Source organism: Streptomyces xanthophaeus (assembly GCF_030440515.1).
Lineage (GTDB): Bacteria > Actinomycetota > Actinomycetes > Streptomycetales > Streptomycetaceae > Streptomyces > Streptomyces kutzneri.
In genome coordinates, this window is sequence record NZ_CP076543.1 from 7,704,837 (window position 1) to 7,726,424 (window position 21,588).

At 70.4% G+C, this 21,588-nt stretch carries 45 protein-coding genes; 5 read left to right on the top strand and 40 right to left on the bottom strand.

Features of this window, described 5'->3' with window-relative positions; genetic code table 11:
* Positions 1-46 precede the first annotated feature (46 nt).
* The 3 genes from KO717_RS34570 to KO717_RS34580 are packed head-to-tail and all read left to right on the top strand — an operon-like array spanning position 47 to position 900.
* Entirely contained in the window at positions 47-379 is a 333-nt protein-coding gene (locus KO717_RS34570) for a DUF6233 domain-containing protein (protein ID WP_301373515.1), read from the top strand.
* Between the two features lie 23 nt (positions 380-402).
* Positions 403-645: a hypothetical protein gene (locus KO717_RS34575; protein ID WP_301373517.1), complete on the top strand. Its 243-nt coding sequence runs from the start codon at positions 403-405 to the stop codon at positions 643-645.
* Positions 646-654: 9 nt separating this feature from the next.
* The gene (locus KO717_RS34580) at positions 655-900 is read left to right on the top strand and encodes a hypothetical protein (protein WP_301373519.1); all 246 of its coding nucleotides are present in this window, start codon (positions 655-657) and stop codon (positions 898-900) included.
* Between the two features lie 128 nt (positions 901-1,028).
* Here KO717_RS34580 and KO717_RS34585 read toward each other — a convergent pair whose 3' ends face one another.
* From KO717_RS34585 to KO717_RS34775, 39 genes are all read right to left on the bottom strand, one after another.
* Complete coding sequence (locus KO717_RS34585) at positions 1,029-1,433, bottom strand: hypothetical protein (RefSeq protein WP_301373521.1); 405 nt, start codon at positions 1,431-1,433, stop codon at positions 1,029-1,031.
* Between the two features lie 59 nt (positions 1,434-1,492).
* Positions 1,493-2,194, bottom strand: a complete 702-nt coding sequence (locus KO717_RS34590; RefSeq protein ID WP_301373523.1) for a hypothetical protein — start codon at positions 2,192-2,194, stop codon at positions 1,493-1,495.
* Positions 2,195-2,285: 91 nt separating this feature from the next.
* Positions 2,286-2,801, bottom strand: coding sequence for a hypothetical protein (locus KO717_RS34595; RefSeq protein WP_301373525.1), 516 nt, complete (start codon positions 2,799-2,801; stop codon positions 2,286-2,288).
* Positions 2,798-3,178: a hypothetical protein gene (locus tag KO717_RS34600; protein WP_301373526.1), complete on the bottom strand. Its 381-nt coding sequence runs from the start codon at positions 3,176-3,178 to the stop codon at positions 2,798-2,800. The genes KO717_RS34595 and KO717_RS34600 overlap by 4 nt, the downstream gene beginning before the upstream one ends.
* A 112-nt stretch (positions 3,179-3,290) precedes the next feature.
* Positions 3,291-3,566 carry a hypothetical protein gene (locus KO717_RS34605; RefSeq protein ID WP_301373528.1) on the bottom strand — a complete coding sequence of 92 codons (276 nt, stop codon included), beginning with the start codon at positions 3,564-3,566 and terminating at the stop codon, positions 3,291-3,293.
* A 91-nt stretch (positions 3,567-3,657) separates the two neighbouring features.
* Positions 3,658-3,963: a hypothetical protein gene (locus tag KO717_RS34610; RefSeq protein ID WP_301373529.1), complete on the bottom strand. Its 306-nt coding sequence runs from the start codon at positions 3,961-3,963 to the stop codon at positions 3,658-3,660.
* A complete protein-coding gene (locus tag KO717_RS34615) occupies positions 3,960-4,712 on the bottom strand; it encodes a hypothetical protein (RefSeq protein WP_301373530.1) in 753 nt (250 codons plus the stop codon). Before KO717_RS34615 ends, KO717_RS34610 begins: the two co-directional genes overlap by 4 nt.
* Positions 4,709-5,080 carry a hypothetical protein gene (locus tag KO717_RS34620; protein ID WP_301373532.1) on the bottom strand — a complete coding sequence of 124 codons (372 nt, stop codon included), beginning with the start codon at positions 5,078-5,080 and terminating at the stop codon, positions 4,709-4,711. Before KO717_RS34620 ends, KO717_RS34615 begins: the two co-directional genes overlap by 4 nt.
* On the bottom strand, positions 5,077-5,247 hold the full coding sequence (locus KO717_RS34625) for a hypothetical protein (RefSeq protein ID WP_301373534.1): 171 nt from the start codon (positions 5,245-5,247) through the stop codon (positions 5,077-5,079). Before KO717_RS34625 ends, KO717_RS34620 begins: the two co-directional genes overlap by 4 nt.
* Entirely contained in the window at positions 5,244-5,438 is a 195-nt protein-coding gene (locus KO717_RS34630) for a hypothetical protein (RefSeq protein WP_301373536.1), read from the bottom strand. Before KO717_RS34630 ends, KO717_RS34625 begins: the two co-directional genes overlap by 4 nt.
* Positions 5,435-5,731 carry a hypothetical protein gene (locus tag KO717_RS34635; RefSeq protein ID WP_301373538.1) on the bottom strand — a complete coding sequence of 99 codons (297 nt, stop codon included), beginning with the start codon at positions 5,729-5,731 and terminating at the stop codon, positions 5,435-5,437. Before KO717_RS34635 ends, KO717_RS34630 begins: the two co-directional genes overlap by 4 nt.
* On the bottom strand, positions 5,725-5,931 hold the full coding sequence (locus KO717_RS34640; protein WP_301373540.1) for a hypothetical protein: 207 nt from the start codon (positions 5,929-5,931) through the stop codon (positions 5,725-5,727). Before KO717_RS34640 ends, KO717_RS34635 begins: the two co-directional genes overlap by 7 nt.
* The gene (locus KO717_RS34645; protein ID WP_301373542.1) at positions 5,928-6,536 is read right to left on the bottom strand and encodes a hypothetical protein; all 609 of its coding nucleotides are present in this window, start codon (positions 6,534-6,536) and stop codon (positions 5,928-5,930) included. The genes KO717_RS34640 and KO717_RS34645 overlap by 4 nt, the downstream gene beginning before the upstream one ends.
* Entirely contained in the window at positions 6,533-6,928 is a 396-nt protein-coding gene (locus tag KO717_RS34650; RefSeq protein ID WP_301373544.1) for a hypothetical protein, read from the bottom strand. Before KO717_RS34650 ends, KO717_RS34645 begins: the two co-directional genes overlap by 4 nt.
* Positions 6,892-7,254: a hypothetical protein gene (locus KO717_RS34655; protein ID WP_301373546.1), complete on the bottom strand. Its 363-nt coding sequence runs from the start codon at positions 7,252-7,254 to the stop codon at positions 6,892-6,894. Before KO717_RS34655 ends, KO717_RS34650 begins: the two co-directional genes overlap by 37 nt.
* A 76-nt stretch (positions 7,255-7,330) precedes the next feature.
* Positions 7,331-7,720 carry a hypothetical protein gene (locus tag KO717_RS34660; protein ID WP_301373548.1) on the bottom strand — a complete coding sequence of 130 codons (390 nt, stop codon included), beginning with the start codon at positions 7,718-7,720 and terminating at the stop codon, positions 7,331-7,333.
* Complete coding sequence (locus KO717_RS34665) at positions 7,720-7,974, bottom strand: hypothetical protein (RefSeq protein WP_301373550.1); 255 nt, start codon at positions 7,972-7,974, stop codon at positions 7,720-7,722. Before KO717_RS34665 ends, KO717_RS34660 begins: the two co-directional genes overlap by 1 nt.
* Positions 7,974-8,450 (bottom strand): hypothetical protein, encoded by a 477-nt coding sequence (locus KO717_RS34670; RefSeq protein ID WP_301373552.1) that lies wholly within the window; start codon positions 8,448-8,450, stop codon positions 7,974-7,976. Before KO717_RS34670 ends, KO717_RS34665 begins: the two co-directional genes overlap by 1 nt.
* 46 nt (positions 8,451-8,496) lie before the next feature.
* Entirely contained in the window at positions 8,497-8,913 is a 417-nt protein-coding gene (locus KO717_RS34675; RefSeq protein ID WP_301373554.1) for a hypothetical protein, read from the bottom strand.
* A gap of 11 nt (positions 8,914-8,924) precedes the next feature.
* Positions 8,925-10,712 (bottom strand): AAA family ATPase, encoded by a 1,788-nt coding sequence (locus KO717_RS34680; RefSeq protein WP_301373556.1) that lies wholly within the window; start codon positions 10,710-10,712, stop codon positions 8,925-8,927.
* A gap of 10 nt (positions 10,713-10,722) precedes the next feature.
* Entirely contained in the window at positions 10,723-11,019 is a 297-nt protein-coding gene (locus KO717_RS34685; protein WP_301373557.1) for a hypothetical protein, read from the bottom strand.
* Positions 11,019-11,333, bottom strand: a complete 315-nt coding sequence (locus KO717_RS34690; RefSeq protein ID WP_301373559.1) for a hypothetical protein — start codon at positions 11,331-11,333, stop codon at positions 11,019-11,021. The genes KO717_RS34685 and KO717_RS34690 overlap by 1 nt, the downstream gene beginning before the upstream one ends.
* Positions 11,330-11,554: a hypothetical protein gene (locus tag KO717_RS34695; protein WP_301373560.1), complete on the bottom strand. Its 225-nt coding sequence runs from the start codon at positions 11,552-11,554 to the stop codon at positions 11,330-11,332. The genes KO717_RS34690 and KO717_RS34695 overlap by 4 nt, the downstream gene beginning before the upstream one ends.
* Entirely contained in the window at positions 11,551-12,138 is a 588-nt protein-coding gene (locus KO717_RS34700) for a WhiB family transcriptional regulator (protein ID WP_301373561.1), read from the bottom strand. The genes KO717_RS34695 and KO717_RS34700 overlap by 4 nt, the downstream gene beginning before the upstream one ends.
* Positions 12,135-12,413: a WhiB family transcriptional regulator gene (locus KO717_RS34705; RefSeq protein WP_301373562.1), complete on the bottom strand. Its 279-nt coding sequence runs from the start codon at positions 12,411-12,413 to the stop codon at positions 12,135-12,137. The genes KO717_RS34700 and KO717_RS34705 overlap by 4 nt, the downstream gene beginning before the upstream one ends.
* A complete protein-coding gene (locus KO717_RS34710) occupies positions 12,410-12,844 on the bottom strand; it encodes a hypothetical protein (RefSeq protein ID WP_301373564.1) in 435 nt (144 codons plus the stop codon). Before KO717_RS34710 ends, KO717_RS34705 begins: the two co-directional genes overlap by 4 nt.
* Positions 12,841-13,383 (bottom strand): RusA family crossover junction endodeoxyribonuclease, encoded by a 543-nt coding sequence (locus tag KO717_RS34715; RefSeq protein WP_301373565.1) that lies wholly within the window; start codon positions 13,381-13,383, stop codon positions 12,841-12,843. The genes KO717_RS34710 and KO717_RS34715 overlap by 4 nt, the downstream gene beginning before the upstream one ends.
* Positions 13,380-13,754 carry a hypothetical protein gene (locus tag KO717_RS34720; RefSeq protein ID WP_301373567.1) on the bottom strand — a complete coding sequence of 125 codons (375 nt, stop codon included), beginning with the start codon at positions 13,752-13,754 and terminating at the stop codon, positions 13,380-13,382. The genes KO717_RS34715 and KO717_RS34720 overlap by 4 nt, the downstream gene beginning before the upstream one ends.
* Entirely contained in the window at positions 13,751-14,497 is a 747-nt protein-coding gene (locus KO717_RS34725) for an exonuclease domain-containing protein (RefSeq protein ID WP_301373568.1), read from the bottom strand. Before KO717_RS34725 ends, KO717_RS34720 begins: the two co-directional genes overlap by 4 nt.
* Positions 14,494-15,276 (bottom strand): ERF family protein, encoded by a 783-nt coding sequence (locus KO717_RS34730; RefSeq protein ID WP_301373570.1) that lies wholly within the window; start codon positions 15,274-15,276, stop codon positions 14,494-14,496. Before KO717_RS34730 ends, KO717_RS34725 begins: the two co-directional genes overlap by 4 nt.
* Before the next feature lies 1 nt (position 15,277).
* Entirely contained in the window at positions 15,278-16,315 is a 1,038-nt protein-coding gene (locus KO717_RS34735; RefSeq protein WP_301373572.1) for a YqaJ viral recombinase family protein, read from the bottom strand.
* The gene (locus KO717_RS34740) at positions 16,312-16,539 is read right to left on the bottom strand and encodes a hypothetical protein (RefSeq protein ID WP_301373574.1); all 228 of its coding nucleotides are present in this window, start codon (positions 16,537-16,539) and stop codon (positions 16,312-16,314) included. The genes KO717_RS34735 and KO717_RS34740 overlap by 4 nt, the downstream gene beginning before the upstream one ends.
* Positions 16,536-16,808, bottom strand: coding sequence for a hypothetical protein (locus KO717_RS34745; RefSeq protein ID WP_301373575.1), 273 nt, complete (start codon positions 16,806-16,808; stop codon positions 16,536-16,538). Before KO717_RS34745 ends, KO717_RS34740 begins: the two co-directional genes overlap by 4 nt.
* Positions 16,805-17,203, bottom strand: a complete 399-nt coding sequence (locus KO717_RS34750; RefSeq protein ID WP_301373577.1) for a hypothetical protein — start codon at positions 17,201-17,203, stop codon at positions 16,805-16,807. Before KO717_RS34750 ends, KO717_RS34745 begins: the two co-directional genes overlap by 4 nt.
* Positions 17,200-17,406 carry a hypothetical protein gene (locus tag KO717_RS34755; protein WP_301373579.1) on the bottom strand — a complete coding sequence of 69 codons (207 nt, stop codon included), beginning with the start codon at positions 17,404-17,406 and terminating at the stop codon, positions 17,200-17,202. Before KO717_RS34755 ends, KO717_RS34750 begins: the two co-directional genes overlap by 4 nt.
* The gene (locus tag KO717_RS34760) at positions 17,399-17,890 is read right to left on the bottom strand and encodes a hypothetical protein (protein ID WP_301373581.1); all 492 of its coding nucleotides are present in this window, start codon (positions 17,888-17,890) and stop codon (positions 17,399-17,401) included. The genes KO717_RS34755 and KO717_RS34760 overlap by 8 nt, the downstream gene beginning before the upstream one ends.
* Positions 17,887-18,336 (bottom strand): DUF6197 family protein, encoded by a 450-nt coding sequence (locus KO717_RS34765; RefSeq protein ID WP_301373582.1) that lies wholly within the window; start codon positions 18,334-18,336, stop codon positions 17,887-17,889. The genes KO717_RS34760 and KO717_RS34765 overlap by 4 nt, the downstream gene beginning before the upstream one ends.
* Positions 18,337-18,419: 83 nt before the next feature.
* Positions 18,420-18,596 carry a hypothetical protein gene (locus tag KO717_RS34770; protein WP_301373583.1) on the bottom strand — a complete coding sequence of 59 codons (177 nt, stop codon included), beginning with the start codon at positions 18,594-18,596 and terminating at the stop codon, positions 18,420-18,422.
* Positions 18,593-18,808: a helix-turn-helix domain-containing protein gene (locus KO717_RS34775; protein WP_301373584.1), complete on the bottom strand. Its 216-nt coding sequence runs from the start codon at positions 18,806-18,808 to the stop codon at positions 18,593-18,595. The genes KO717_RS34770 and KO717_RS34775 overlap by 4 nt, the downstream gene beginning before the upstream one ends.
* A gap of 234 nt (positions 18,809-19,042) precedes the next feature.
* Here KO717_RS34775 and KO717_RS34780 point away from each other — a divergent pair, with 234 nt between their 5' ends.
* Together KO717_RS34780 and KO717_RS34785 are read left to right on the top strand one after the other, a co-directional pair.
* Positions 19,043-19,495, top strand: coding sequence for a helix-turn-helix domain-containing protein (locus tag KO717_RS34780; protein WP_301373586.1), 453 nt, complete (start codon positions 19,043-19,045; stop codon positions 19,493-19,495).
* Between the two features lie 65 nt (positions 19,496-19,560).
* On the top strand, positions 19,561-20,094 hold the full coding sequence (locus KO717_RS34785) for a hypothetical protein (RefSeq protein ID WP_301373587.1): 534 nt from the start codon (positions 19,561-19,563) through the stop codon (positions 20,092-20,094).
* Here KO717_RS34785 and KO717_RS34790 read toward each other — a convergent pair.
* Positions 20,030-21,583, bottom strand: coding sequence for a recombinase family protein (locus KO717_RS34790; RefSeq protein ID WP_301373588.1), 1,554 nt, complete (start codon positions 21,581-21,583; stop codon positions 20,030-20,032). The two genes, KO717_RS34785 and KO717_RS34790, sit on opposite strands and share 65 nt — an antisense overlap.
* Between the last annotated feature and the right edge of the window lie 5 nt (positions 21,584-21,588).

The window sequence follows — 21,588 nt, forward strand, 5'->3', positions numbered from 1 at the left end:
TGGATCGGGGGCTCCGTGCTGCCGACGCCCGCGTAGACTCGAACACGTGTCCGATCTACCGCCTGACCTGCCCCGCCTCCAGACTCTGGCCACCTACCTCCGCCTGGAGCTGGCCCGCGTCGAGGACGGCATCCGGCAGGCCCAGGCCCGCGCCGCAGCCGAGGCGGCCCGCCGGGAGCCGCCTGCGCCGCCGGACTGGCTGATCGAGTACGGCATCGGCGTCGGCCGCACCCCAGTGCAGGTCCACGTCGGCGGCTGCTGGGACACCCGCTCCCGCTGCCTGCCCGCCGACCGGGACACCGCCCGCCGCGCGCTCGCCGACGGCGTCGAGGCGTGCACGCACTGCCGGCCGGACACTGCGCTCGGCGTGCTGGACTAGCCGCGCTCGCGCAGGCTGGAGGCATGGCCGATCAGACGCAGGTCACCGTGCACCCTGTCGCCCCGACCGGCGGCCGCCGGGTGACCGCCCACGTTCACGGCACCGATGCGATCCTCGGCCTCGCGTACGGGCTCGGGGACGTGGTGGAGTTCCTGCGCCGGGCGGGCTGGGCGGATGAGGCGGACTGGCCGCCGATCGAGTGGCGTGGCGGCGGCCCCGAGGTGTGGACCGCGGGCCCTGCGGATGAGCCGGGCGAGGGGTCGTAGGATCGCGCGGTGGCAATCGAACTGACCGGCGAACGCGCCGATGAACTGATCCGACTCCAGACCGCCTCGGACGCGGCGCATGCCGCCGTTCTGGAGGCTCCGACGCCGGAGGCTTGGCAGGCGTGGCGGGACCGGGCGGCCGAGGCGCAGGAGGCCGTGACGCTGTACGCGAAGGAGACTGGCGAGCCGCGGAACAAGGTCGAGGCCGCGGTGAAGAAGGCCGTCCGACACCCGGAGCCGGCGCCCGAGGCCTGACAGACCTCCGCCCCGCCGGGCGCTGTCCCCGATGGGGTCCGGTGGGGCGGGATCGTGTCGCGAGGCAGCCCGCCTCAATCCTTGAATGGGATCCTCCGACTGTACGACGGGCCGGACGAGGAGCGGCGCTAGCCTGCCGAGTTCAGCTGGTCGAGCAGCACCTGCGCCTGCGCCCGCTCCTGCACGGTGAAGCAGCCCGGATTCTGTAGCACTAGGTGAACGTACTCACGCAGCTTCAGCCGGTCGGGCGTCGGCGTGGATGCCGGAATCGGCACATCCCACCATTCGCCTGTCCCCGCGGACGGGCGGCCTGGCGACGGCGAGGCGGATGTCGCAGCCCGGACTGCGTCCTCGCCCGCGGCGCGGGTAGTCGCGCAGTCCTGCGGGCGCTCGTCCTTGACGTCGGCGTCCGCTGCCCGGCCGGCCAGGAAGCCGCCGACGCCGATGATGACGGCGCCCGCGATGGAGAGGGCTACGGCGCGGTCGCGGCGGGATCGGCTGGGCGCGGCGCCGCGGCGTATGGGCTCGGTCATGGGGTGAGGGTAGGGGATGCGGCTGCGCCCCGGCTCCGAGGGCTGGGGCGCAGCCGCGGTTAGGCCGCGATGACTCCGGTCTCGGTCCACAACGCCCCGCAGCCGGTGCAGCGCGCGCACGGTGTTGCTCCGCCGCCGCCCCACACCTCGATCAGGCCGCCGCAGGCGCATCGGTGCTGCGGGCCGAGCTCGGTGTGCCGGCCGTCGGCGGTGTCGAGGGTGGCCTGCGCGCGGGCCAGCGCACCGTAGGCGACCGTGCGGATGTGCTGCGCCTGCGGGGCGGTGAGGGGTCGGAACGGGCCGGGGCGCTGCTCGGCGCGGGCGAGGAGCCACAAGGCGGTGTAGGTGGCGGGCGGGGTGGAGCGGCCGTACCGCCAGCGTCGCCGGTCGGCGAGGTCCGCGCGGGACGCTGCGGTGCGGCGGGCCCGGTCGGCGGCCGGCCAGTCCCGGCCGGGGAGGGGGATGGGTTCGATCTGTACGGCGGCCGCGGTGACCTCGGCGCAGTGGGCCAGCCCGGCCTCGATCGCGCGCATGGTGTCGTAGATCGCGAGGTTGAGGGGGACGGGCCGGTCGCCGAGCTGCGCGGGGTCGCGTTCTTCGGAGCGGAGGGCGGCGGCTTCGGTGGGGTCGTGGGCTTCGATGGCGGCGAGGTAGCCGCGGAGGCCGAGGCCGTAGGCGCCGTGGATGGGGCGGTCGCCGAGGGCGGCGTGGAGGTCGGGCCAGAGGGTGATGAGGGTGCGGAGGGTGGTGGCGGTGTTCATCGAGTGCTCCCGCGATACAGAGGGCGATACAATCGAGATCACCTGGGGGCGCGCCTGTCCTGGTCAGATGCGGCGCGCCCCTCGCGCGTTCTCAGGAAGTGACGCGGATGCTCGCGAGAGGGTCCGCCGAGTGTCTCTGTCCCCTCGCGGCCTGAATCGACCGCAGCCTTTCCGGGTCTCGCACCCTGTCATCACGTCCTGCGACCGTTGGAGCCTTCCCGTCAGGCGAGATCGTGGCCAGCAGGATCTCCGTGGCTTCCATGCCGCTGAACCCGGCGCTCTCCAGGGCGGAACGAAGGTTCGTTGCGCAGCGGGTCCACTTCGCCTGGATGTTCTTCGCCTTTCCGAGCGCGGCGTCACGCTCGCCCATCAACGCGCGGATCCGCTCCTCGGCTTGAGCCAGGGCGGGGGCTGCCCCGGCTTCCCTCTCTTTGCGGAGCTGAGCAATGTCGCCGTGCAGGCTGTTCATCCGCCGCTCGCTCGTCTCGCGCAGCTCGGCGAGGGCGGCCTCTGCCTGTATTGCGCGACGCTCGGCGTTGACGGCTCGCTCTTCAAGGTCGGCGCGGTCGCGCCGGGTTGCTGCTGCGGTGCTGTGCTTGCCCCTCATGCTGCCCTCCGGTTCTTCTTCGGCTTGCGGTACGTGCCGACTTCGAGTCGGTCCTGACGGCCGGTGCGGTGCACAGCCGTCGTCGGTGAGTAGGTGGGCGTGTGCATCAGCTCTTCGATCTGGCGCAGCTCGGACAGTCGCTGAAGGACGAGGCGGCGGGCCTCGTCGCGGGCCGCGATGGTCCGGGGCGTGGCCTTCTTGAGGGCCTGCTGCTCGGCGCGCTGCTGCGCCTGCTGAGCGCGTTCGACGGCCTTCTGCGCCTGGCGCCAGCGAGTCTCGGCCTTCGCGGCGGTTCGGTCGAGTTCGTGCTGGTAGGCCTCGGAGATGGGGTCGGCTGTGCGCTGCCAACCGTGGTTGATCTTGTGTGTCCGCTTCATCGTGCTCCCTTGTCGGTGCTGAGCGTGCCGGTTGTCGTGCTGGGGCTTCCTTGGGAGGAACAGGGGGCGTGCCCGGTCTTGGCGGACGGACGGGCGCGCCCCTCGCGCATGCTCAGGCCGGGAAGTGGTCCGGGGCGGGGACGATGAGGGGCACCTCGCGCTCTTCGTGAATGGCCAGGTCGAGGTCGTCCAGCGCGATGACGCGTGGGCCGCTGGCCGAAGGGGCCTGGAGACGGCCGTTCTCGCGGACGTAGGCCATGTAGCGGATGGTTCCGGCGTCGCGGTCCTCGACGATCATCGAGTCGAGCGGGACGTCGGCGGGGTCGATGTCGTTGGACTCCAGCCACGCGGCGATGGCGGCGCGGCGCTCCTCGCTGAACTTGGCCATGGCTACTTCCCTTTCGGCTGCTGCTTGGTGCTCGCCCAGATCAGGGTGATCAGGACGGCGGTGACGCAGATGACGATGACGATGGTCAGGCTCACGAGGGCTCCTCGGTGTCGCGGCGCAGCGGGAAGCTGTAGGCGGCGCGTAGGCGGTCGGTGTCGATGTCGATGAGGCCGAGCTCCAGCAGTTGGAGGAGCCCTTCGCGGACGGCCCCGCGGTTGATGTCGGCGAGTGTCATGGCGGGGTTCTTGAGGGGGCCGTTGGGGCCGAGCATCCAGCCGTCGGCGGCGCTGATGGCGAGCTTGATGATCCAGGCGGTGTCGGGGTCGGTTTCGTCGATGGTGATGCGTTGCCAGGGGCGGGCCAGGTTGCCGGGCAGGGGAGGCTTGTTGGGGCTCACGGGGTGGGCTCCTGGGGTTCGAGGACGGCGTCGATGCGGGCTTCGAGGCGTTCCAGGGTGGCCTCGGCGATCCGGGCGCGGGCGGCCCAGCGTCGGGCCTGGAGGATGGTGGAAGCACGGGCGCGGTCGGCCCAGTAGGAATGGTCGCGGGCGAGGGTGGTCTGGCTGGTCCAGTAGCTGATCGTCTCGGCGTCACCGAGCTGGTTCCGCTTGGCCTGTTCGAGTTGCATGACCTTGGCGTTGAACGCGGTGCACGCCTTGTCGCGTTCGGCCTCGGCCTGCTCGGCGCGCGCGTACAGCTCGTCGAGCAGGTCGTCGGTGATCGTGTCGGCGGTGTGCCGAACGGGCTGCTCGGCGGCGGCCGCAGCGTCCGCACTGACGGCGGGATCGTTGACGCCGGTCCGGACGCAAGGGTTCTGGGCGCACTGGCAGTCGGCGCACGGCCAGCAGAACGGCTGCTCGCGGTAGTTCCGGTAGACGACGGGGCCACCGCCGCAGACGCAGCAGGCGGGCTGCTCGTCGAGGGCGACGGGGTCGGCGGGTTCGACGGGGCAGCACGTGCAGTTGGGCGGGCAGGGGCATTCGTCCCCGGTGCTGTCGGTGAGGCCGGCGTGGTGTCGGACAGCAGTGACGTGTGCCTCCAGGCCTTCGGTGAGCTGCTCGATCGTGGCGGCGAGCCGTTTCAGCGTGTATGTCACCGGGACGAGGCTGCGCGGCGCGCTGGGGGTGGTGTCGGGCTGGTCGGTCACGGTTGGCTCCCGAGGATCTGGCGGGCCACGGCGAGGGCGCGCGGGTTCGTCTGCCGGGCGATGAACCGCTCACGCTCGGCAGGTTCGTTGACGAACACCTGGTTCGCGGCCATCTCGGCGGCGTCGCAGGACTTGGCGTGGTCCTCCAGCAGCTCGGCGAGCGCGGCCCCGACGCCGGGGTGCATGGCGGCGATGTAGTCGGCGTTGGCGCCGGGCTTGGCCTGGAGCGGCCACACCTCGGCGGCTTCGGCGAAGTCGGCGGACTCGACGTTGCCCCACTGGTTGACGGTCCAGGGCGGTTCGCTGGCTTCGGTGGAGAGCGTGCGCAGCTTGTCGGCGGCGGCGCGGAGTTCGTCGGCGGGAGTCATCGGCTGCTCCCGAGGGCGGCCGCGATCCGCTGCCGGGCACGGGCCGCGCGCTGCTGGGATGTGCGCAGCGTGGCGCAGGCGGCGAGCAGGCGGGTGCGGCGCTGCTCGTTGCGTTCGAGCAGCCAGTCGATGGCGGCTTCGGGGCTGAGGGTGCGGGGCTCGGTCATCGGCGGTGTTTCCTTCGGCGGTTGGTGTGGCGTGCCCAGGACGGTGCGGGGCGGCCTGCACGGCGTGCTGCGAGGTTGCGGGCGTCGTGTTGGGCCTGGCGGTCGCGGCGGCGCCGGCCGACCGCGAGGAGGGCCAGGAGGGCCGTCGCGGGGACGGCCCACATGGCGAACGCGATGAGGAACGTGGTCACGGCTCGTCCAACGGGACGGTGCGCAGCCTGGGGACGGGCGCGGGCGGCCGCGGGTCGTTGCGGGTCCGCCACTCCTGCCAGGCTTCGATGGTCTGGCGCGGGTGGATGGTGAGGAGTACGGCGATCTGGCAGGCGTAGACGGGCTGTACGGCCCACCAGCGCCATTCGCGGCGGGAGAAGCCGGGGCGGCGCCAGGGGAGGCGTTCGGCCCAGTCGGAGAGGCGTTGTGCGGGGCGGATGCGGCCGGTGAGGTAGCCGGCGGTGGCCGCTGCGGCAAGGAGCAGGGTCAGCACGGCTGCTCCGAGGGTTCGTTACGGGGCGGCCAGGTTCCGGCGGCCTTCTGCGCGCGTCGCGTGACAAGGAGCTGGTCGAGGCGGTCGGCATGACGGGCCCACCGGTCACGCGTCGCGCGGGCCTGCTTCAGCTGTATCTCGATGGCCTCGGGAGAGGCGCATTCGGCGAACAGCGGGGTGATCTTGGGCTGCTGGCTCATGCTCCGGCCCCCTCGATGGCGGCCGGGCCAGCGCCTCCGGTGACAAGGCCGAAGTCGTCCCGCGTGGACTGGGCGGCCTGGCGGAGCGCTTCGGCAGCGATTCGGGCGGCGGCCGGGACGTAGCAGGCGGGGCAGAGGCCCGCACAGTTCGGGTTGCTGCACCGCTCGGGCTTCGGCTGTCCGCCGGCCTGGCGGGCGATCTCGCGCTGCCCCGCGATGACCTCCTCCAGTAGGTCGAGTGGGACGACGGCCTCGGCGTGGCCGGTGTCGGAGCTGCCGACGGCGAAGCGGATCGCGGGCCGGCCGTCGGGCGTGCGGTCGGGGACGGCGGCGAAGTCCTGGCCGCCGATGCAGGGGAGGACGAATCCACTCTTCGGGAAGCGGGCGAGGTGGGTGTCGGTGGACATGTCCTCGTAGGTGGTGGTCTCCAGGACGATGCGGCGCTGGACGGGCGTGCCGTCCTTCCACGTCGGGTGCTGCGCGTTGAGGTGGGCGAGCCTCTCGACGGCGGTCTGACGATCGGTCTCCGGGACGCCGGACCAGACGGCGGCGAGGTCGTCGTAGGTTTCGACGTACCAGCGGGTGCGGGGCGGGTGAGCGGTCACGAGGACTCCAGGGTGAGCTGGCCGACTGCCTCGGCGGCAGCGCGGCGGGTGGCGGCGCGGGTTTCGGCGTGGTGCTGGCGGTCGTAGTGGAGGTGGCAGCCCTGGCACATGGCGCGCAGGTTGGCCTCGTCGCAGTTCTCGGGCTGGTGGTCGAGGTGGGCGGTGGTGAGGACGACCTTGCTGCCGGTGCCGTAGGCGGGGCTGCCGTGGCCGTTGGGGCAACGCCCGTCGTGGGTGCCGCGGCCGCATTCGCCGAGGCACTCGCAGCGGCCCTGCGCCCGGGCGAAGCGGATTTCGGCGCTGATCTCCGGCCAGTTGGCGGGGTAGCGGTCGCGGTTCTCGGGGCGGACCGGCATCACGCACCGCCAGTTGCGGTCTGCTGCTGCGCCCACCACTCGTCGTGCGCCTCCATCCGGCACAGCACGCACAGCCCGTCATGCCGGGTCGTCAGCCCGCAGTCCCGGCACTCACCGGCCGGCTGCTCCTGGCTCTCCGCCTCGCCGTTCATCGCGGCGACGCAGGCCGGGCACAGGCCGTCCGGCAGGGTCCCGTCAGCTTCGGTGAGGGGCTCGGTGGGGACGACGGCGAGGTGGTCGCAGCCGACGAGGACGAGCGCGCCAGGGCGGGGCTGGCCGAACAGGGGCACGGTGGCGATGAGGTGGCGGGTGTTCGGGTCGGCGGTGGCGAAGGGGCTGGAGGGGTTCGGGGCGAGGGTCATGGTGTGCTGCTCCTGGTGTGTGGTGTGCTGGCGCTGGCCGGCCCCGCATTGCCCGCGGGGCCGGCCGTCTGCGTGGTCACCGTGCCCTGCGGGCCCGGTACGTTTCAGCCGCGGTGCGGCCGTTGACCGTCACGTTCGGCGCGAGGACGGCGGCCAGGGCGAGCGCGTCGTCCAGAGCGAACCGGTGGGTGCCGAACTGCTCGTCGCAGGTGCACGGGCGCAGCCCGGCCCGCCAGGCGCCAGCGTCGTCGTACTGGCCGTGGCCGTCGTGCACGGACCACAGGCCCTCGCCGCGGTACTCGACGTAGAGCAGGAACGCCCGCCGGTTCACGTCGCCCTCGGGCAGCAGGCCGACCTCGTAGCGGACCGGGACGACAATCGGCTGCCCGGCGCTGAGGCGTGCGGCCTTCTCGTCGAGGGTTTCGACGGGCAGTGCGTGATCGTGCGGGGTCGGAACGGTCGGCATCAGGACTCCTGGGTGGTGTCAGCGGTGCGGAGGCGGAGCGGCGGTGTCGTCGGCTTCTGATGGGCGCCCGTGCATGCGGCGCCGAGGAACCCGCGGTGCATCGGGACCCGGCCGTCCCTGAGCGGTCGGAAGACGTTGAGGGGGCCGCTGGTGCAGCGCTCGCCAGCGGGGCAGAGCACGCGGCCGACTGCCCACTTCTGGTCGGTGATTCCGGTCTCCAGCTCGGCGCGGGCGGCGTCGCGGTCGATAGCCATCAGGCGGCCCTCCCAGCAGCCGCAGCGAGCAGCTCGGCGTACACGCGACCGGCCTGCTCGACGTCGCGGCACACCCAGTCGTGGTAGTCGCCGCCGATCCCGCCACGCTCCTCGTAGCCGCACCTCCGCAGCTGCATGCGGTGCAGGTGCTTGTGGAGCTCCTCGGCGGTCGTCCACGGCACGTCTGCCGGCGTCCGGTTGGGACTCTGGGTGCAGCTGCGGAACATGTGCTGCGCGAGGTGCGTGACCCGATTGGTGTATACGTCGCGGCGGGGGGCGTTGGCGTGCAACCAGCGGACGAACGTCGGCTCTAGCAGGGCGGCGGGGCGGCGGCCGGCGGGGCAGCGGGGGCGTCCGAGGCCGGGGTGTTGGTAGAGGGTGCCGTCGGTGCGGAGGCGGATCTCTTCGGAGCAGCCGGGGCAGTAACCGAGGCGCGGGAGCGGGTTGGTCTCCGGGGCGGTGTGCGGGGTGGTCATGGGTGTCCTTCCTGGGCGCGAGGGCTGGGCGGAACCGGGTCGGCCGTCAGGTGGCGGTCTGGAAGGTCCACCAGCCGTCGTAGCTGTTGGGGATGGCGGGAAGTGCGGCGAGCGCCGGTCGGAGCACTGCGAGGTGCTTGGCGATGGCTTCGGGCTTTTGGGCGCCCCAGTACCGTTCGCCGTCCCATCGGCCTTCGGCGGTGCCGCCGTATCGGCCGTCGAGGTCTGCTGACAGGAGTGCGTGGGGGTCGGTGAGGTCGAGGCGGGCCGGGAGGTAGTGGTTGAAGAGCATGAGGGAGCCGATGCAGGCGTAGGTGGTGCCTGCTTTGCGTCGGTACCAGATGGCGTTCGCGGTGCCGCTGAAGGCGATGCGGTCGCCGCGTTCGTGCTGTGTGCCGGTGACGGTGGCGAGGTTGATGGCGTAGGGCTTGCGGCTGATGAGGAAGTGGTCTTCGCGGTGCATGGGGTGTGTCCTCAGGCGGTGTTGGGGTGGCTGCCGGTGGTGGGGTCGCATGCGAGGCAGGTGTCGTATTCGCGGTCGAGGCGGAAGCCGTGGAGGGGGCCCTCGCAGACAGTGCAGAGGGGGGTGTCTGAGGGGGTGTTTTCACCCCCCTCTCCCCGACCTCCCTGCTCCCTAGAGAGGGGAGCCGGGGAGGGAGGTTCGTTTATGGGCTTCCCCGCGACCTCCCCACTGTTTGGGGGGATGTTTGAGCTGGGGTTTTGTGCTTCCTCCCTGGACCTCCCCGGCTCGACCCGGGGAGGTTGGTTGAAAGTTGCACCGGGGAGGTTTTCGGGGAGGTTCTCGGAGCCCATCCGGGGGTCCTCAAAGGAGTCCCGGGCTTTGCGGATCTGGAGGGCTTTCTCGATCTTCGACTTGGCCATCGAGATGCCCGCGTCGGCGCACCAGCGGGTGACCCGGGGCGCTCCCCAGACGATCGGGACACCCGCAGTGTCGAGGCGGTGGACGAGCCATTCCGGGGAGTTGGGTTCAAGCGCGCGGGGCCGCATGTCGAGGCTTTCGAGGACGACGGAGGTGACGGGCCGGCCGTCGGCCTTGAACTCGCCGTCGAGGGTGACGACGCGGAGCCCGAACTGGAGGTCGCCGCCTTCCTCGTCGTCTTTCTGCTTACCGGTCTTCAGGGTGACGACGATGTTCTTGGCGTTGTCGCCTTTCTTGCTCACGTGCAGCTCGGACTGGAGAGCCCCCTTGGCGGCGGTGGAGCCGCGGCCGTGGTCACCGACGTGCCCGGTGTGGTGAATGACGAGGACGCACGCGGCGGTGGCGGTGCGGAGCTGCTCCATGCGGTCGATGACGACGCCGAGCTCCTTGGCGGAGTTCTCCTCGACGCCGACGGAGACGCGGGCCTGGGTGTCGATGACGATCAAGGCAGGCTGGAGGCGGCGCATGGCCTCGATGAGGGTGTCCCACTCGGGACTCATGGCCTGGACGGGCCGGGGCAGGAAGAGGACGTTGTCCATCTTGATCCCGTAGTGCTTCTCCCAGGCGCGGACGCGTTTGCGGATGCCGCGGGCGCCCTCGGCGACGAGGTAGACGACGGTGCCCTGGCGCACGTACTGGCCGTGCCACTTCATGCCGGTGCCGACATGTCCGGCGAAGTCGATCGTCATGAACGACTTCATGTGCCCGGAGGGGCCGATGACGCGGGCGATCGAGTCGAGGTGGAGGAGGTCGCCGACGAGGGGTTCCAGCGACGGCATGTTGTCGAGGCTGGACGCGTCGAGGAGTTCGGCGAGGAGCGCGTCGACGGGGTCGCCGGAACGGCCGGCCTGGCGTTCTTGCTGCCGCTTGAGGTAGTCGTCAATGAAGGTGACGGCGGTGCCGGGCTCGGCGTCGGGGGCGGTGGCCTGCTGGACGATGCGGCGGCCGAGTTCGGCCTCGGCGCGGAGTTCGGCGGCGGCGCGGATCTTGTCGGCGTAATACAGGGGGTCGCCGGAGACGTGGTTGGCGAGGTCGGCGACGAAGTTGGGGCCGCCAGCGCGGGCAAGGAGTTTCTTGCGTTCCAGGGTCCTGCGGAGGTTCAGCGGGTCGGTGGGCTGGCCGGCGTCGTACAGCTCGCCGAGAACATCCCAGATGACTTCGTGGGCGGGCCGGTAGAAGTCGGAGCGCTGGAGCACCGTGCGGACGCGCGGGACGTGGTGGGCGTCGTGGATGCAGTCGCCGAGGACGTACAGCTCGGCCTCGATGAACTCGGGCACCCGCTCGTCCGCCGGTTGGTGCGGGAAGGGGTGGACGTTCTCCACGCGGGGCTCCTCAGAACAGGGTGTCGGGTTCGGTGGTGCAGCGGTGTTCGGTGACGTGCGGGTGTGGACAGGTCGCGGGGTGCAGTGATCCGGTCCAGGCCAGCCGCGGTGAGGTGAACTCACTGGGCTGGCGCAGGCACCAGATCAGCCGGTTCGGTTCGCGTACCGCGGCCTGCTCGCTCGGGGTGAGGGGCTGGAGGTCGGCGGTGATGTTGAGGGCGGCGATCTGCCCTACCCACTGGGTGAGGACGGGGGCCCGGCAGCGCGGGCACCGGGAGTCGGCTCCCGCGCTGCCGGGCCGGGCCATCAGGCGACCTCGTCGAGCGTTCCGTCGCTGGTGCGCCGCTCGTACAGGTCCCGCATCAGGTGCCGGAGCTGGTCCTGGGTGAGGGCATCTCCGGCCACCTCGATCTGCGTGATGCGGATCTTGACGGAGGGGTCCTTGTCCTCGTCGGGGCCGGGCTCGGTGCGCTCGACGTGGGACAGCTGGACGATGGCCATCCAGTTGCCGCGCCGCTGCTTGAACATCTCGGACGCGAACGGTTCCAGCGCCTCGGCGGGGTCAGTGAGGACCTTCGAATCGAACTTGACGGTGGCATCAACGCGGATCGGGGTGCTCATGCGGCTTGTGCTCCTTCGGCGAGGGTGTGGCGGCTGGCGTAGTGGTCGGCTCGGATGGTGGCGACGAACCGGGCGACGGCTTCGGCGCCGGTGACTTCGGGGGAGACGTACTGGCAGGGGATGCACTCGTAGCGAGCGCGGGGAGGGCGGGTCCAACGCCCGGATTTCAGCTGCTGGCCCATGTCGATGAACAGGCCGCCGACGATCCGGAGGCTGGTCACGCCGCGGTCTTGTACGTGTCGCGGCTCCGGTCCCACCGGACGATGTCGTCCGCCAGGTGCTCACCGGCTACACATCCGGGACGGCCGCAGACCGTCTGGGTCGTACCGTGGGCCTCGCGACCTCGGGCCAGCATCAACCCGAGCTGACCCGGGGTGTAGTTGCGGCCGAGGACCGTGATGGACGTGTTCTTGACCAGCCAGCGGACGTGGCCGTCTTCCTCCTGCTCGGTCCGCTTGGCGTACGCGTCGAAGTACGGATTGAAGCGGGCGGCCCATGCGGTGCGGATGGCCTTCTGGAGGTCTGCCGGCCGCTGCCGGGTGATGCGCCGCCGTTGGACTTCGTCGAGGGCGCCCCACACGCCGCTGTCCCAGCCGTTCTCAATGGCTGTGGTGGCGCAGGCCATACGGACGGGGCAGCCGGTGCAGAACGCCTTGGCGGCGTCAATCTGCTGCTTTGCTGTGGCGCCACTGCCAGCAGGAAAGAAGGCATCCGGGTTGTTGCTGTCGCGGCAAAGGGCGTTGTCGGTCCAGTGCAGGGCGCGGACCGTGGTGTTGGGGGTCTGGTGACCGTAGAGGGTGGTCATGCTGCGGCCTCCATCTGGCGGGTGCGGACCTTCGCCAGCCGGGTGCGTTCCTTGGGGCTCTTGCCACCCCAGACGCCGAACCGGCCGGACGCCGAGCGGTTGCCCTCGCTGGCCATGGCTGCGTCGAGGCACAGCTGACGGACCGGGCAGCTCAGGCAGATCCTCTTGGCCGTGCGGGTTTTGTCGGCCTCGCCCTTTTCGGGGAAGAATTCGTCGGGGTCGGTCTGGGCGCACACTCCGTATGCGGTCCAGGCGGGGACAGCGGGCCAGATCACAGGGCACCTCCGAACAGGGCGTTGAATGCGGCGTTGTCGCGGTCGCGTTCGGCCCGGTCGCTGACGTGGGCCGGGGCGACGCAGTGCCGCATGTCGCAGGAGGTACGAGCGCGGCCGATGGGGTCGCGTCCGGTCCGGATCCGAAATGCGACCTTGTGGGGGCTGTGAGAGCGGCCCTTCCAGCCGACTTTCAGCTGCCCCGTGGGGGTGATCTCTCCGACCCAGATGAGGTGCCCGCCGGGCTGGGCTTCGGTCCGTTCGTGGAACAGGGCCTCGATGCTGGGGGCGGGCGGGACGGACAGCAGGTTGGGAATGCCCAGGGCCCGGCGCATGTCCTGGACGCGGGTGGGTGAGATGTGGAGGCGGCGGCCGATGATGTGGTTGGGCAGGCCTTCGTGGAGGAGGACGGCGACGTCGCTGCGGATGGTCATCGGGCCGCCGCCTCGGTGAGCCGCCAGACCCGGATCACGGCGCCCGGCTCGTCGAGCGCGTCGAGGCCTTCGCCGGGGTGCATCTTGCGGGCGGTGACCTCGACGATTCGGGAGTCGTCGGCGATGGCCCCGGAGGTGGTGAGGGCGTCGAAGGTGGAGCGGAGGAGCTTGTCGAGGTCGCCGCTGTCGCGGGTGGTGGGCCAGGTGAGGCGGTACTTGGGGGCACTGGCCGGCTTGCGGACGGTGAACGCGATCTCGACCGAGAGGGGCCCGTCGAGCGGGTCGTAGGGTCCGCCGGGGACCCCGCCGTGCTTGATGGCGTGGCGGATGGTCATCGCTTTGCGGACGGCGGTTTCAACTGCTTCGCGCCACGGCCTTACGCGAGTGGACTGCTCGATGAGGCGGCCGCGGCCGACGTGCCGCTTGCTGCCCTGCGGGGCGGGCCGGTGGTTGCGGACAACGATGGTGAGGTCCGCGGGGCTGGTGCCCGCGGCCGGGAGGATGGGCATCCCGGCCGCGGGGGTCTCGGTGAGGGTCATGCGGCTGCCTCGGCCAGGCGCGGGATCCCGCTGTTGGCGGCCGTGAGGATCGCGACCTCTTCGTGGAGCCCCTTGTGGGCGGCCTTGAGGTCGTGGATCTGGCGGCGCAGCTCGGCGGTCTGTGCGTCGTCGACGACGCCGGCCCGGAGCTGGTCGATCAGCCGGGCCCGCCGCTCCAGCTCCTGCTTCAGGAAACCGACCTGCTCGTCCGTGCCCCCGCGCCCGGACCGCATCGACTTGACGAGGGCGGCTTCGGTGGCTTCCAGCTTGGATTCCAGGTCGCGGATCTTGACGGCCTGGCCGTCGATGACGCCCTGCGCGCGGTTCTGGTCGCCGCGGAATCGTCGGATGAGGTCTCGTACTCGCATCATTGGTCTCCGTCCTGCTGTCGGGGGATGAGGGGCCAAGAACCGTCGACGACCTTGTTCGGGTCGCCGCCCTGCTCCGGCGTCGCCTTCGTGCGGAACCACTGCTGCAGCCCTGCCTGCTGGTCGGCTCGCCACCGCTTCTGCTGGGTGAAGAGGACCGTCGGCGGGTGGTCGTCGAGGAGGGGGAATCGCTGGAACTGCGCCTCGGCGATCAGGAGGGCTGCGAGGGCGTCGGCCTCGGCGGTGTGCCAGTCGGTCAGCTCGACGCCGTACCGCTCCGCGGTGGGCTTCAGCTTTCGCATGCCGGTGCCCTTGACGTACTTGTCGAACTGCTTGTCGATGACGTGCGGGTCCAGCAGCGGCGGAACCGTCGCCTCGGGCAGCCGCTCGGCCATCGTCGGGAGCCGGTGGCGTTCCAGGTCGCGGGCCAGGATCGTCCAGTCGAACGACAGGTTGAACGCGATTACCGGCATGCCGTAGGCGAGGGCCTTCGCGATGTGGTCGGCAATGTCGTCGAGGGCGGCCGCCGGTGCGGCGCCGGTCGCCGCCTTCGCGTCGTCGATGCCGTGGACCTCGGTGGCTTCGGCCGGGATGGGTACGCCCGGGTTGATGAGCCACGACATGACCTTGTCCGGGTGGCCACCGCCGCGGGCGACGAGCGCGGCGGTGACGATGCGGTCTTCGAGCGGGTTGGGTCCGGTCGTCTCGGTGTCGAATGCGAGCTTGCGGACGTCGGCGAACTTCATGAGCCACCCCCGGCCGCGCGCTCCTTGCCGATCCGGACGACCATGTCGCCGATCCGCTCCTCGTCGCCGACCTCGTTGGTGACAAGCGCGCCCAGCTGCCGCGTGGTGTTCAGCTCGTGGTGGATCTGCCGCAGGCGGCCGGCGCTGGTTTTCGGGTCGCAAATCTCGTCCAGATACGACACGGCGGGGCGGATCGGGTCCTGGCCGCGTTCGTGGCGCTCGGAGTCAGGTTCCGTGTCGTGGGTCGGCGTCAATCCGAAGCCGAGAAGCAGCGTTCGGAGAGCGACGGACTGTGCCTTGGTGGTGCTCTTATCGGCCGTGTCCAGGGCCTCACCGCGGGTCTGGAGGGTGAGCGTGTCGCCCATCGGGCCCATGATTGTCCAGTGAACAAGGGCGGTGCACTCGCGCATCTTGCTGCCGGACTTGGTGGTCTTCTCGCCGTACTCGGCGGCCACTTCCGACGACAGGACATTCACGCCGTGCTTCAGCGTGACCGGGCCGAACACGTTCACCACTGTGTCGACGCCCCGGAAGTTGAAGCGTGTGCCGGACTGGTTGTACAGCTCGCCCTTGGCGATGGCCCGGATGTCGCGGCGGACCCGAAGCCACGCGATGTGGACCGGCACCATCTCGGGTTCGTTGTCGCCCGGTTCGTACCCGGCCATCGGGTCCGGTGCGGGGAACTGGCTGGCGTGCTCCTGCGGGAGCGCCGGGTCACTCTGTTGCGGATCGGTCAGGGTGCGGCCGGCGGCCGCGGCTGCGTTCTCGCGCAGACCCATGTCAGATTCCCCCCTTGAACTGCTTGGCGATGTCGATGCGTTCCGTCGGGTTCGGGGCCACGCAGGCCGCGTAGGCGTCCGGCCACCGCTCGGCCAGGAGCTCCAGGTCGACCTTCGGGGCCGCGTTGGAGGGCTCCAGGGAGTAGGCGCGCTCGCCGCCGATCAGAGCGGCCTGCGCGCCGCCGAGCGCCGCGATCATCCGGGCCTTGGCCGCGTTCTTTGCCTTCTTCTCCGTCGCCTCGGCGCGCTGGTGCACGCCGTAGTCGTAGAGGGCGTCGAGGGCGTCGTCGTGGCGGGCGATGTCGACCTCGCCGGAGCGGGTCGGGTGGAGCCGGCGGAACAGACGCGTCAGGGCCTCGCCGTCCCCGGCCACCGGCGGCGGCACCTGGGCCTGCACGTGCTCGAACCAGAAGCGGTCGACGGCCGTGGTGATGTCGGCCATGACGTCCGTGTACTGGTCGGCGCGGATCGTGCCCTGGTGGTACTCGTTGCCGCCGATGAGGACCGCGTAGTGCATGTGCCGGTAGCCGCAGACGATGATCTGCCACAGCACCTGGGCGAGGACATCGTCCGGGGCCCCGGCGTGCCACTGGGCGGCCTTGAACGCGGAGCGGGTCTTGACCTCCAGGGCGCAGACGTCCTGCTCGTCCTCGTTGAGTGGGCACTTGAGGACCCGCCGGTCGAGCGTGGTCATCCGGTGCGGGTGATCCTCGTGCGCCACTAGGCCGACGCGGCGGACGTTGCTGCGGTTCTGCATGGCCCACCGTCGGGCGACGGGCTCCTCGTTGACGTTGCCCCAGTAGGCGGCTTCCCCGGCGTCGTCGACGTCGTGGCCGAGTTTGTCGAGGTACACCTTGAGCGGCGGGTTGTCCTTGATCAGGCCGAGGACTGCCGGGGTGTCGCTGGAACCCATGCCGAGACGGCGTGCGGTGAGCCAGACTTCGCGGTCGGCGTCGGCGGAGAGGATGAGGCGGCCGGTCGGGGTGACCTTGCGGCCGGCGGCCGGGGCGACTGCCCCGGCCTGCACGGTCTCGGTCATCGGCCACCCCCGACGGAGCGCAGCCAGTACATGCGGTTGTCCCTCGGCCCGGTCGCGTACACCAGTCCCTGAGCCACGAGGGCCTCCAGGTCCTGACGCGCGGTGGACCTCTGTGTGGCGATGCCCTTCGCGAGGTACAGGCGGTGGGCCATGCCAGTGCGGATGGGGCCAGGCTGTTCCTGGAAGAGGCGCCGCAGTACGTGCAGCCGATCGCGGGGGGTCACCGGTTCTCACCCCGGTCCGCGTTCAGCAGCGCGGCCAGGTACCCGGCCAGCGGCACCGACTGAACCTCGATGACCGGCTCCGGACAGCAGGGGTACACGTTGCCGTCGTCCGGGTCGTGGTCCTCGTCAAGGCAGACCGGGGCGATACCAGTCGGTCCGTGGGTGCCTTCCGTGCTGTAGCAGACCCGCCATTCCGGGGCCGCGTCTCCGCCAGTCAGGCGGGCCAGTTCGATGCGGGCGTCCGCGCGGGCCCTGTCGATGGCGCTCACGACGCCCTCCGCTGCGGTTGGCCGGGAACCTTGGACAGCAGCACCCGGGCGGCCCGCGCCGGGTTGAAGCGGGCCAGGGGTCCGATCGCCGCGTCCAACTCGTCCCGCAACCGCAGCAGCCGGGCCAGGTTGAGGCTGGTCTCCGCGTCGTCCATCGCGGCCGCGTCCTCGACGTTCTGCACGAGTACGTCCAGCTCGCCCTCGCGGGGCGAGATGACGGCCTCGGCGAGCGCGTCGAGCTGCGCGATGATGTCGGCGCGGGCCTCGTCGGAGCCCCAGTGCGCAACGAGAGAAACGAGAGTGTCGTGCCGGATCTGGTCGGCACGGAGGATGCCGGCGGCCCAGGTGGCGTCGAGGCGGACGGACAGGCCCGGCTCGCGGGAAGGGTTCGTCATCGGGTCACGCCCTTCGTGTGGATGCGGTCGGACGGGCGGAGGGAACAGCGTCGGCAGCGGGTGTGCGGAGTGCTCGTCCAGGACGGGACGACACGGACCGGGTCGCCCTGGTGCGGGGTTTCGGCCTCGTAGTCGCAGCCGGGGCAGGAGCCCTGCATCAGCACGTAGCCGTGGGCGCACAGCACCCGGACGCGGTCAGACATGGGGCACCTCGGGGAGGTCGTGGCTGATCGTGTGGTCCTGGTGCAGCGGGGAGACGTAGCCGTCCTCGTGCGGCTGACGGACCGCGCCGCGGCGGAGCTTGTCCGCCATCCGCCAGACGGCCTCCGCCTTGTCACGGGCCTCACGGTTCGAGGTGCCGTACTCGCGGGACTTCTTGCCGAGCCACGCGACGATTTCCGCGTCACGGTTGGCGACGACGGTGCGGAGGTCGGTCTCCAGCTCGGCGATCCGGTCCCGGTCCCGCCGCACCTGCTCGGCCGCGTCGGACAGAGCCTCGTTCGTCGAGTGCCGCTCCGCCTCCAACTCGGCCACCCGGGCCGTCAGCCGGACCAGCTCGGCCTTGATCTCCGGCGTCAGGTGCTGCCCCGCCGAGGCGATCGCGAAGGCGATACCCATCGGGGACCGGCCGGTCGTCTGCGCGGCGAGGATCGTCTCGGCCAGCGCGTTGAGCGCGGTGGTGTTCATGCCGCACGCTCCGCCGGGCTCGTCGCCACCTGCTCCAGCAGCGCAACAGCCTCGTCCGTCGTCCGACCGGGCTCGTCGTTCCACTCGTCGACGTGCGCCTCCAGGCTGAACACGTCGCCGTAGTAGGGGCCGTCGCCGATCGCCAGAGCCAGGACGCCCATCGCGGTGTCAGCCAGCTGAGAGGAGCGGTGCGGGTTGCCAGAGACGACGCAGCGGATCGCGGCCACGATGTTCATCGGGCGCAGGCAGTGCGGGATGCACATCTCGCGGTCGAAGACGTCCGGCACGTAGTCGCCCTGCCACAGGCCTCGCTCGTTGAGGAGGCGGGCGGCGGCGAGGAGCGTGCCCTCGACGCTGGTGGGCGCGGCCGGCCGGACCGGCAGGGCCACGAGGACCGTACGGCGGGAGCCGGACGGGAGATCAGTGGGGCTAGGCTTGGGGATCACGGTGTACCTCTCTTGTCTGTTTGTGAGGTGTGCCGAGGGGCTTCACGGACCAGGCCCGGTCTGTGCGGCCCCGTTCTGTCTGGTCAGGCAGCGGCCGGCGTGGAGTCCGCGGGCGGTGTGCGTCGCTTGGCCGGGTTGGTGAGGATCGGCCGGAGAGCGGCGATCAGCTCGGCGTCCGGCGGGGGAGCGGCGGCCGCTTCGGCCTCAAGGCGGGCGACGGTCGCGGCGCCGAGGATGGCGATCCGCTCTTCGCGGGTCATGCTGCGACCTCTTCGATGAGGTCGTCGGGCGTCATGCCGTATGCGCGGTCGAACATCAGCAGCGCTTTCAGGCCGGGCAGGGCCGTCCCGCGGAGCAGCTTGGACACAGTCGGCTCGGACAGGCCCGTTCGCCGGGCGATGGCGTAGCCGCTCCTGTCGCCCTTTTCCCGGGCCGCTTCGCGGAGGTTCTCGACGCGCAGTCGGTAGGACATGACACCTCCTTCCTTGCTGGTGAGGTAGCTTTCCTTGCTCGGTAGCTAGAACGATAGACCGCTTCTAGCTTGCGCGCAAGCAAGCTTGCGTGAAGGAAAGGTAATTCTTTGCGTCCGCACACCAGTTCGAAAGCAGGTCTGGCCTGCGATATGGTTCGACAGTGGCTTGACCTGCATACTTGCTTCCGAGCAAGCATGCTGCGTCATGCTGCCTAGGCAGCTAGCCTCCAAGACATGCGGAGTGAAGAGACGGTGCGAGAGCGGTTCGGCAGGCTCATCGCCGACGCCGCCCGTCAAACGGGCAGGTACGACATCGACGGCAGAGGCGGCAAGGCCGCACTGGCCCGAGCCACCGGCATGGCCGAGAGCGCAGTCGGGAGGATGCTCCGAGGTGAGAGCCTCCCCGATGCCCGCTTCTTCGAGCCCATCGCCAAGGCAGTAGACATCGACGTCCGGGTCCTTCTGATCGAAGCCGGGATCGTGTCCCCTGAGTCCCTCGCAACCCCCTCCCAAACCGGGGCACCAGGGGTAGGCTCGGATTCAATTACCCTCGACGAAGCGGCAAATGCCCTCGGCATTTTCAGCCCCATCGGGCGTGAGATGTTCGCGGCGGCGGTAGAACGCCTCCAGCGGACAGAACGCGCCAGCGAATCGGACGACGGCGGGGGTACCGCAGCACAGGCATGACGGGGGTACAGGTGGAACAGACAATCACCCGGGCAAGACTGGCCGCCGTCGCAGCCGGAGCCGTCATGACGTTCTCCTCAGGGATCGTCGCCTACGGCATCGTCGAGCACAGCATGGAAGCCAGCGTCGGCGGTGGCCTGGCCGGCCTGGCCGCCTCCGCCATGCTCACCCTGGCCAAAGTCCGCGCCTGGACCGTTGACACCACCGAAGAGCGCCGGCAACTCGAAGAAGCCAAGCGGCAGGCCCACGACACACACACCCGCTACGTCGCCGCCGAAGGCGCCCTTGAAGGCGAGCACCGGCGCCGCGTACGTGACCTCGAAGGCGAGCGCGCCGCCCTTCTTCGTCAGGTTGAGGCCGCAAAGGCCGACCTCGACGACCGCTACGAGGCGCAGCGCGAGGCCCTCATCATCGAGAGCATGCAGACCGGCATCAAGCTCTATCTGGCCGGACTTCTCAATGCCCCGGCGACCGCCCCCGAGGCGAAGATCATGCCGTTCCCGGGGCAACAGCAGCAGGCCGCCCGCGCCCGGGCTACCGGTCACCCGGCAGATCAGGCGCCGGAGGCAGCACGCGACCGCGAGGTCGGTCGCCCATGAATCCCGGCTGACCCCTGTACGACAGGGTGATTCTCCCCGGCTCCAGACTGCGGACCCCAGGCCGAGATGCCCTGAACAGACGCGGCGTCACCACCAGCCGCAACACCATGCGCTGCTGATCCAGCTCCAGGTCTTCCCACACCGAGCCAGCCCGCGAGTTGCCTACGAGCTCCCGCAGAAGATCAGGCAGCTCTGCCGGCGGCCGCGCAGTCTTCTGCGCCTCCTCGATCATCGGCAGGAGCCTGGCCTCCATCGCGGCCAGCGATGCCACTGACAGCACCGGCGTCCCGTCCGGCTTGAATGTCGTCGTCATAGCCCGGGCCTCGTCCAGCTGGGCCTGCAACCGGCCGAGCTGCGCCTGAGCTTGCTCCCGAGACGCGTCCGGCTTGACGCTCAGGAACGCCTTCTCCGCTGCCGACGACGACAGGAACCCGAGGACGCCCGACTCCACCGCGGCGACGGCCATGCGCTCCTGCACGGTGGTGTGGTAGTCCGCACTGCACCGGATTGAGGGGATCCTGTTGTTCGTCCAGAACTCGCACCGAGGCTCAGACGCGGTCGCGCGCAGCTCGGGATGCTCGCCACAGAGCATGATGCCGCTCAGCAGATGCGTGCGCTCAGGCCCAGGGCTGGTCTGCCGGTCCGGGGCGGCAAGTACCGCCTGCACCTTGTAGAAATCGGCAGGGGACACCAGGGCGGGCCAGGTCGCCTCGGCGTGGTCCTTGCCCTGGAACACGCGGCGCCCCATGTATCCGGGGTTCGTCAGCATCCTGCGGATGTAGGTCCGGGTGATGGGTTTGCCGTGCTGGGTGAGGGTTCGGCGGGATGCCATCTCGCGTTCGATGGCCAGGATTGATCTGCCGGAGAGCGCCATCTCCCAGATCGCGGTAACAACCGTCGCGCGTTCAGGGTGGATCACCTGGTCGATCAGCTCGCCCGAATCCGGGTCGTAGCGTCGCTTGTACCCGTCCAACACGGGACCGTGCGGCCGGCCGCGCTCTGCGTTCAACCGGACGGTGCGCATGTTGCGGTCCCGGATCGCCTCGCCTTCGCTCTCGGCCTGCAGAGCGTCCTGGGCGGTGGCACGACGGTCCTCGCTCTTGCTCAGGTCGTAGATCTGCCCGTTGTAGCAGAGCAGGACCCCGGCCTCCTCACAGGCCTTCCGGATCCGTACGTACACCTCAAGGTCGCGGTAGTAGCGCGAGGCCTCGTATGCGACGACGAGGCGGACCTTCCGGGCACGGATGCCGTCGAGCATCTCCTCGAAGTCATCGCGGCGCTTCCTCGCATGCCGGGTCGCAGAGATGCCGGTGTCCTTGAAGATGCCCGCGACGGGCCACGTGAACTGATCAGCGAGAGACTGGCCTTCGTGCAGTTGGTCGCCGACGGAGCGGCCCTTTTTCTTCGGGTCGCGCGAGTTGCGGCCGTAGAGGTAGCAGGGGAACGGGCCCTGGTAGATGAGGTGCAGGTACTCCGGTGCGATGGGCATGCTTG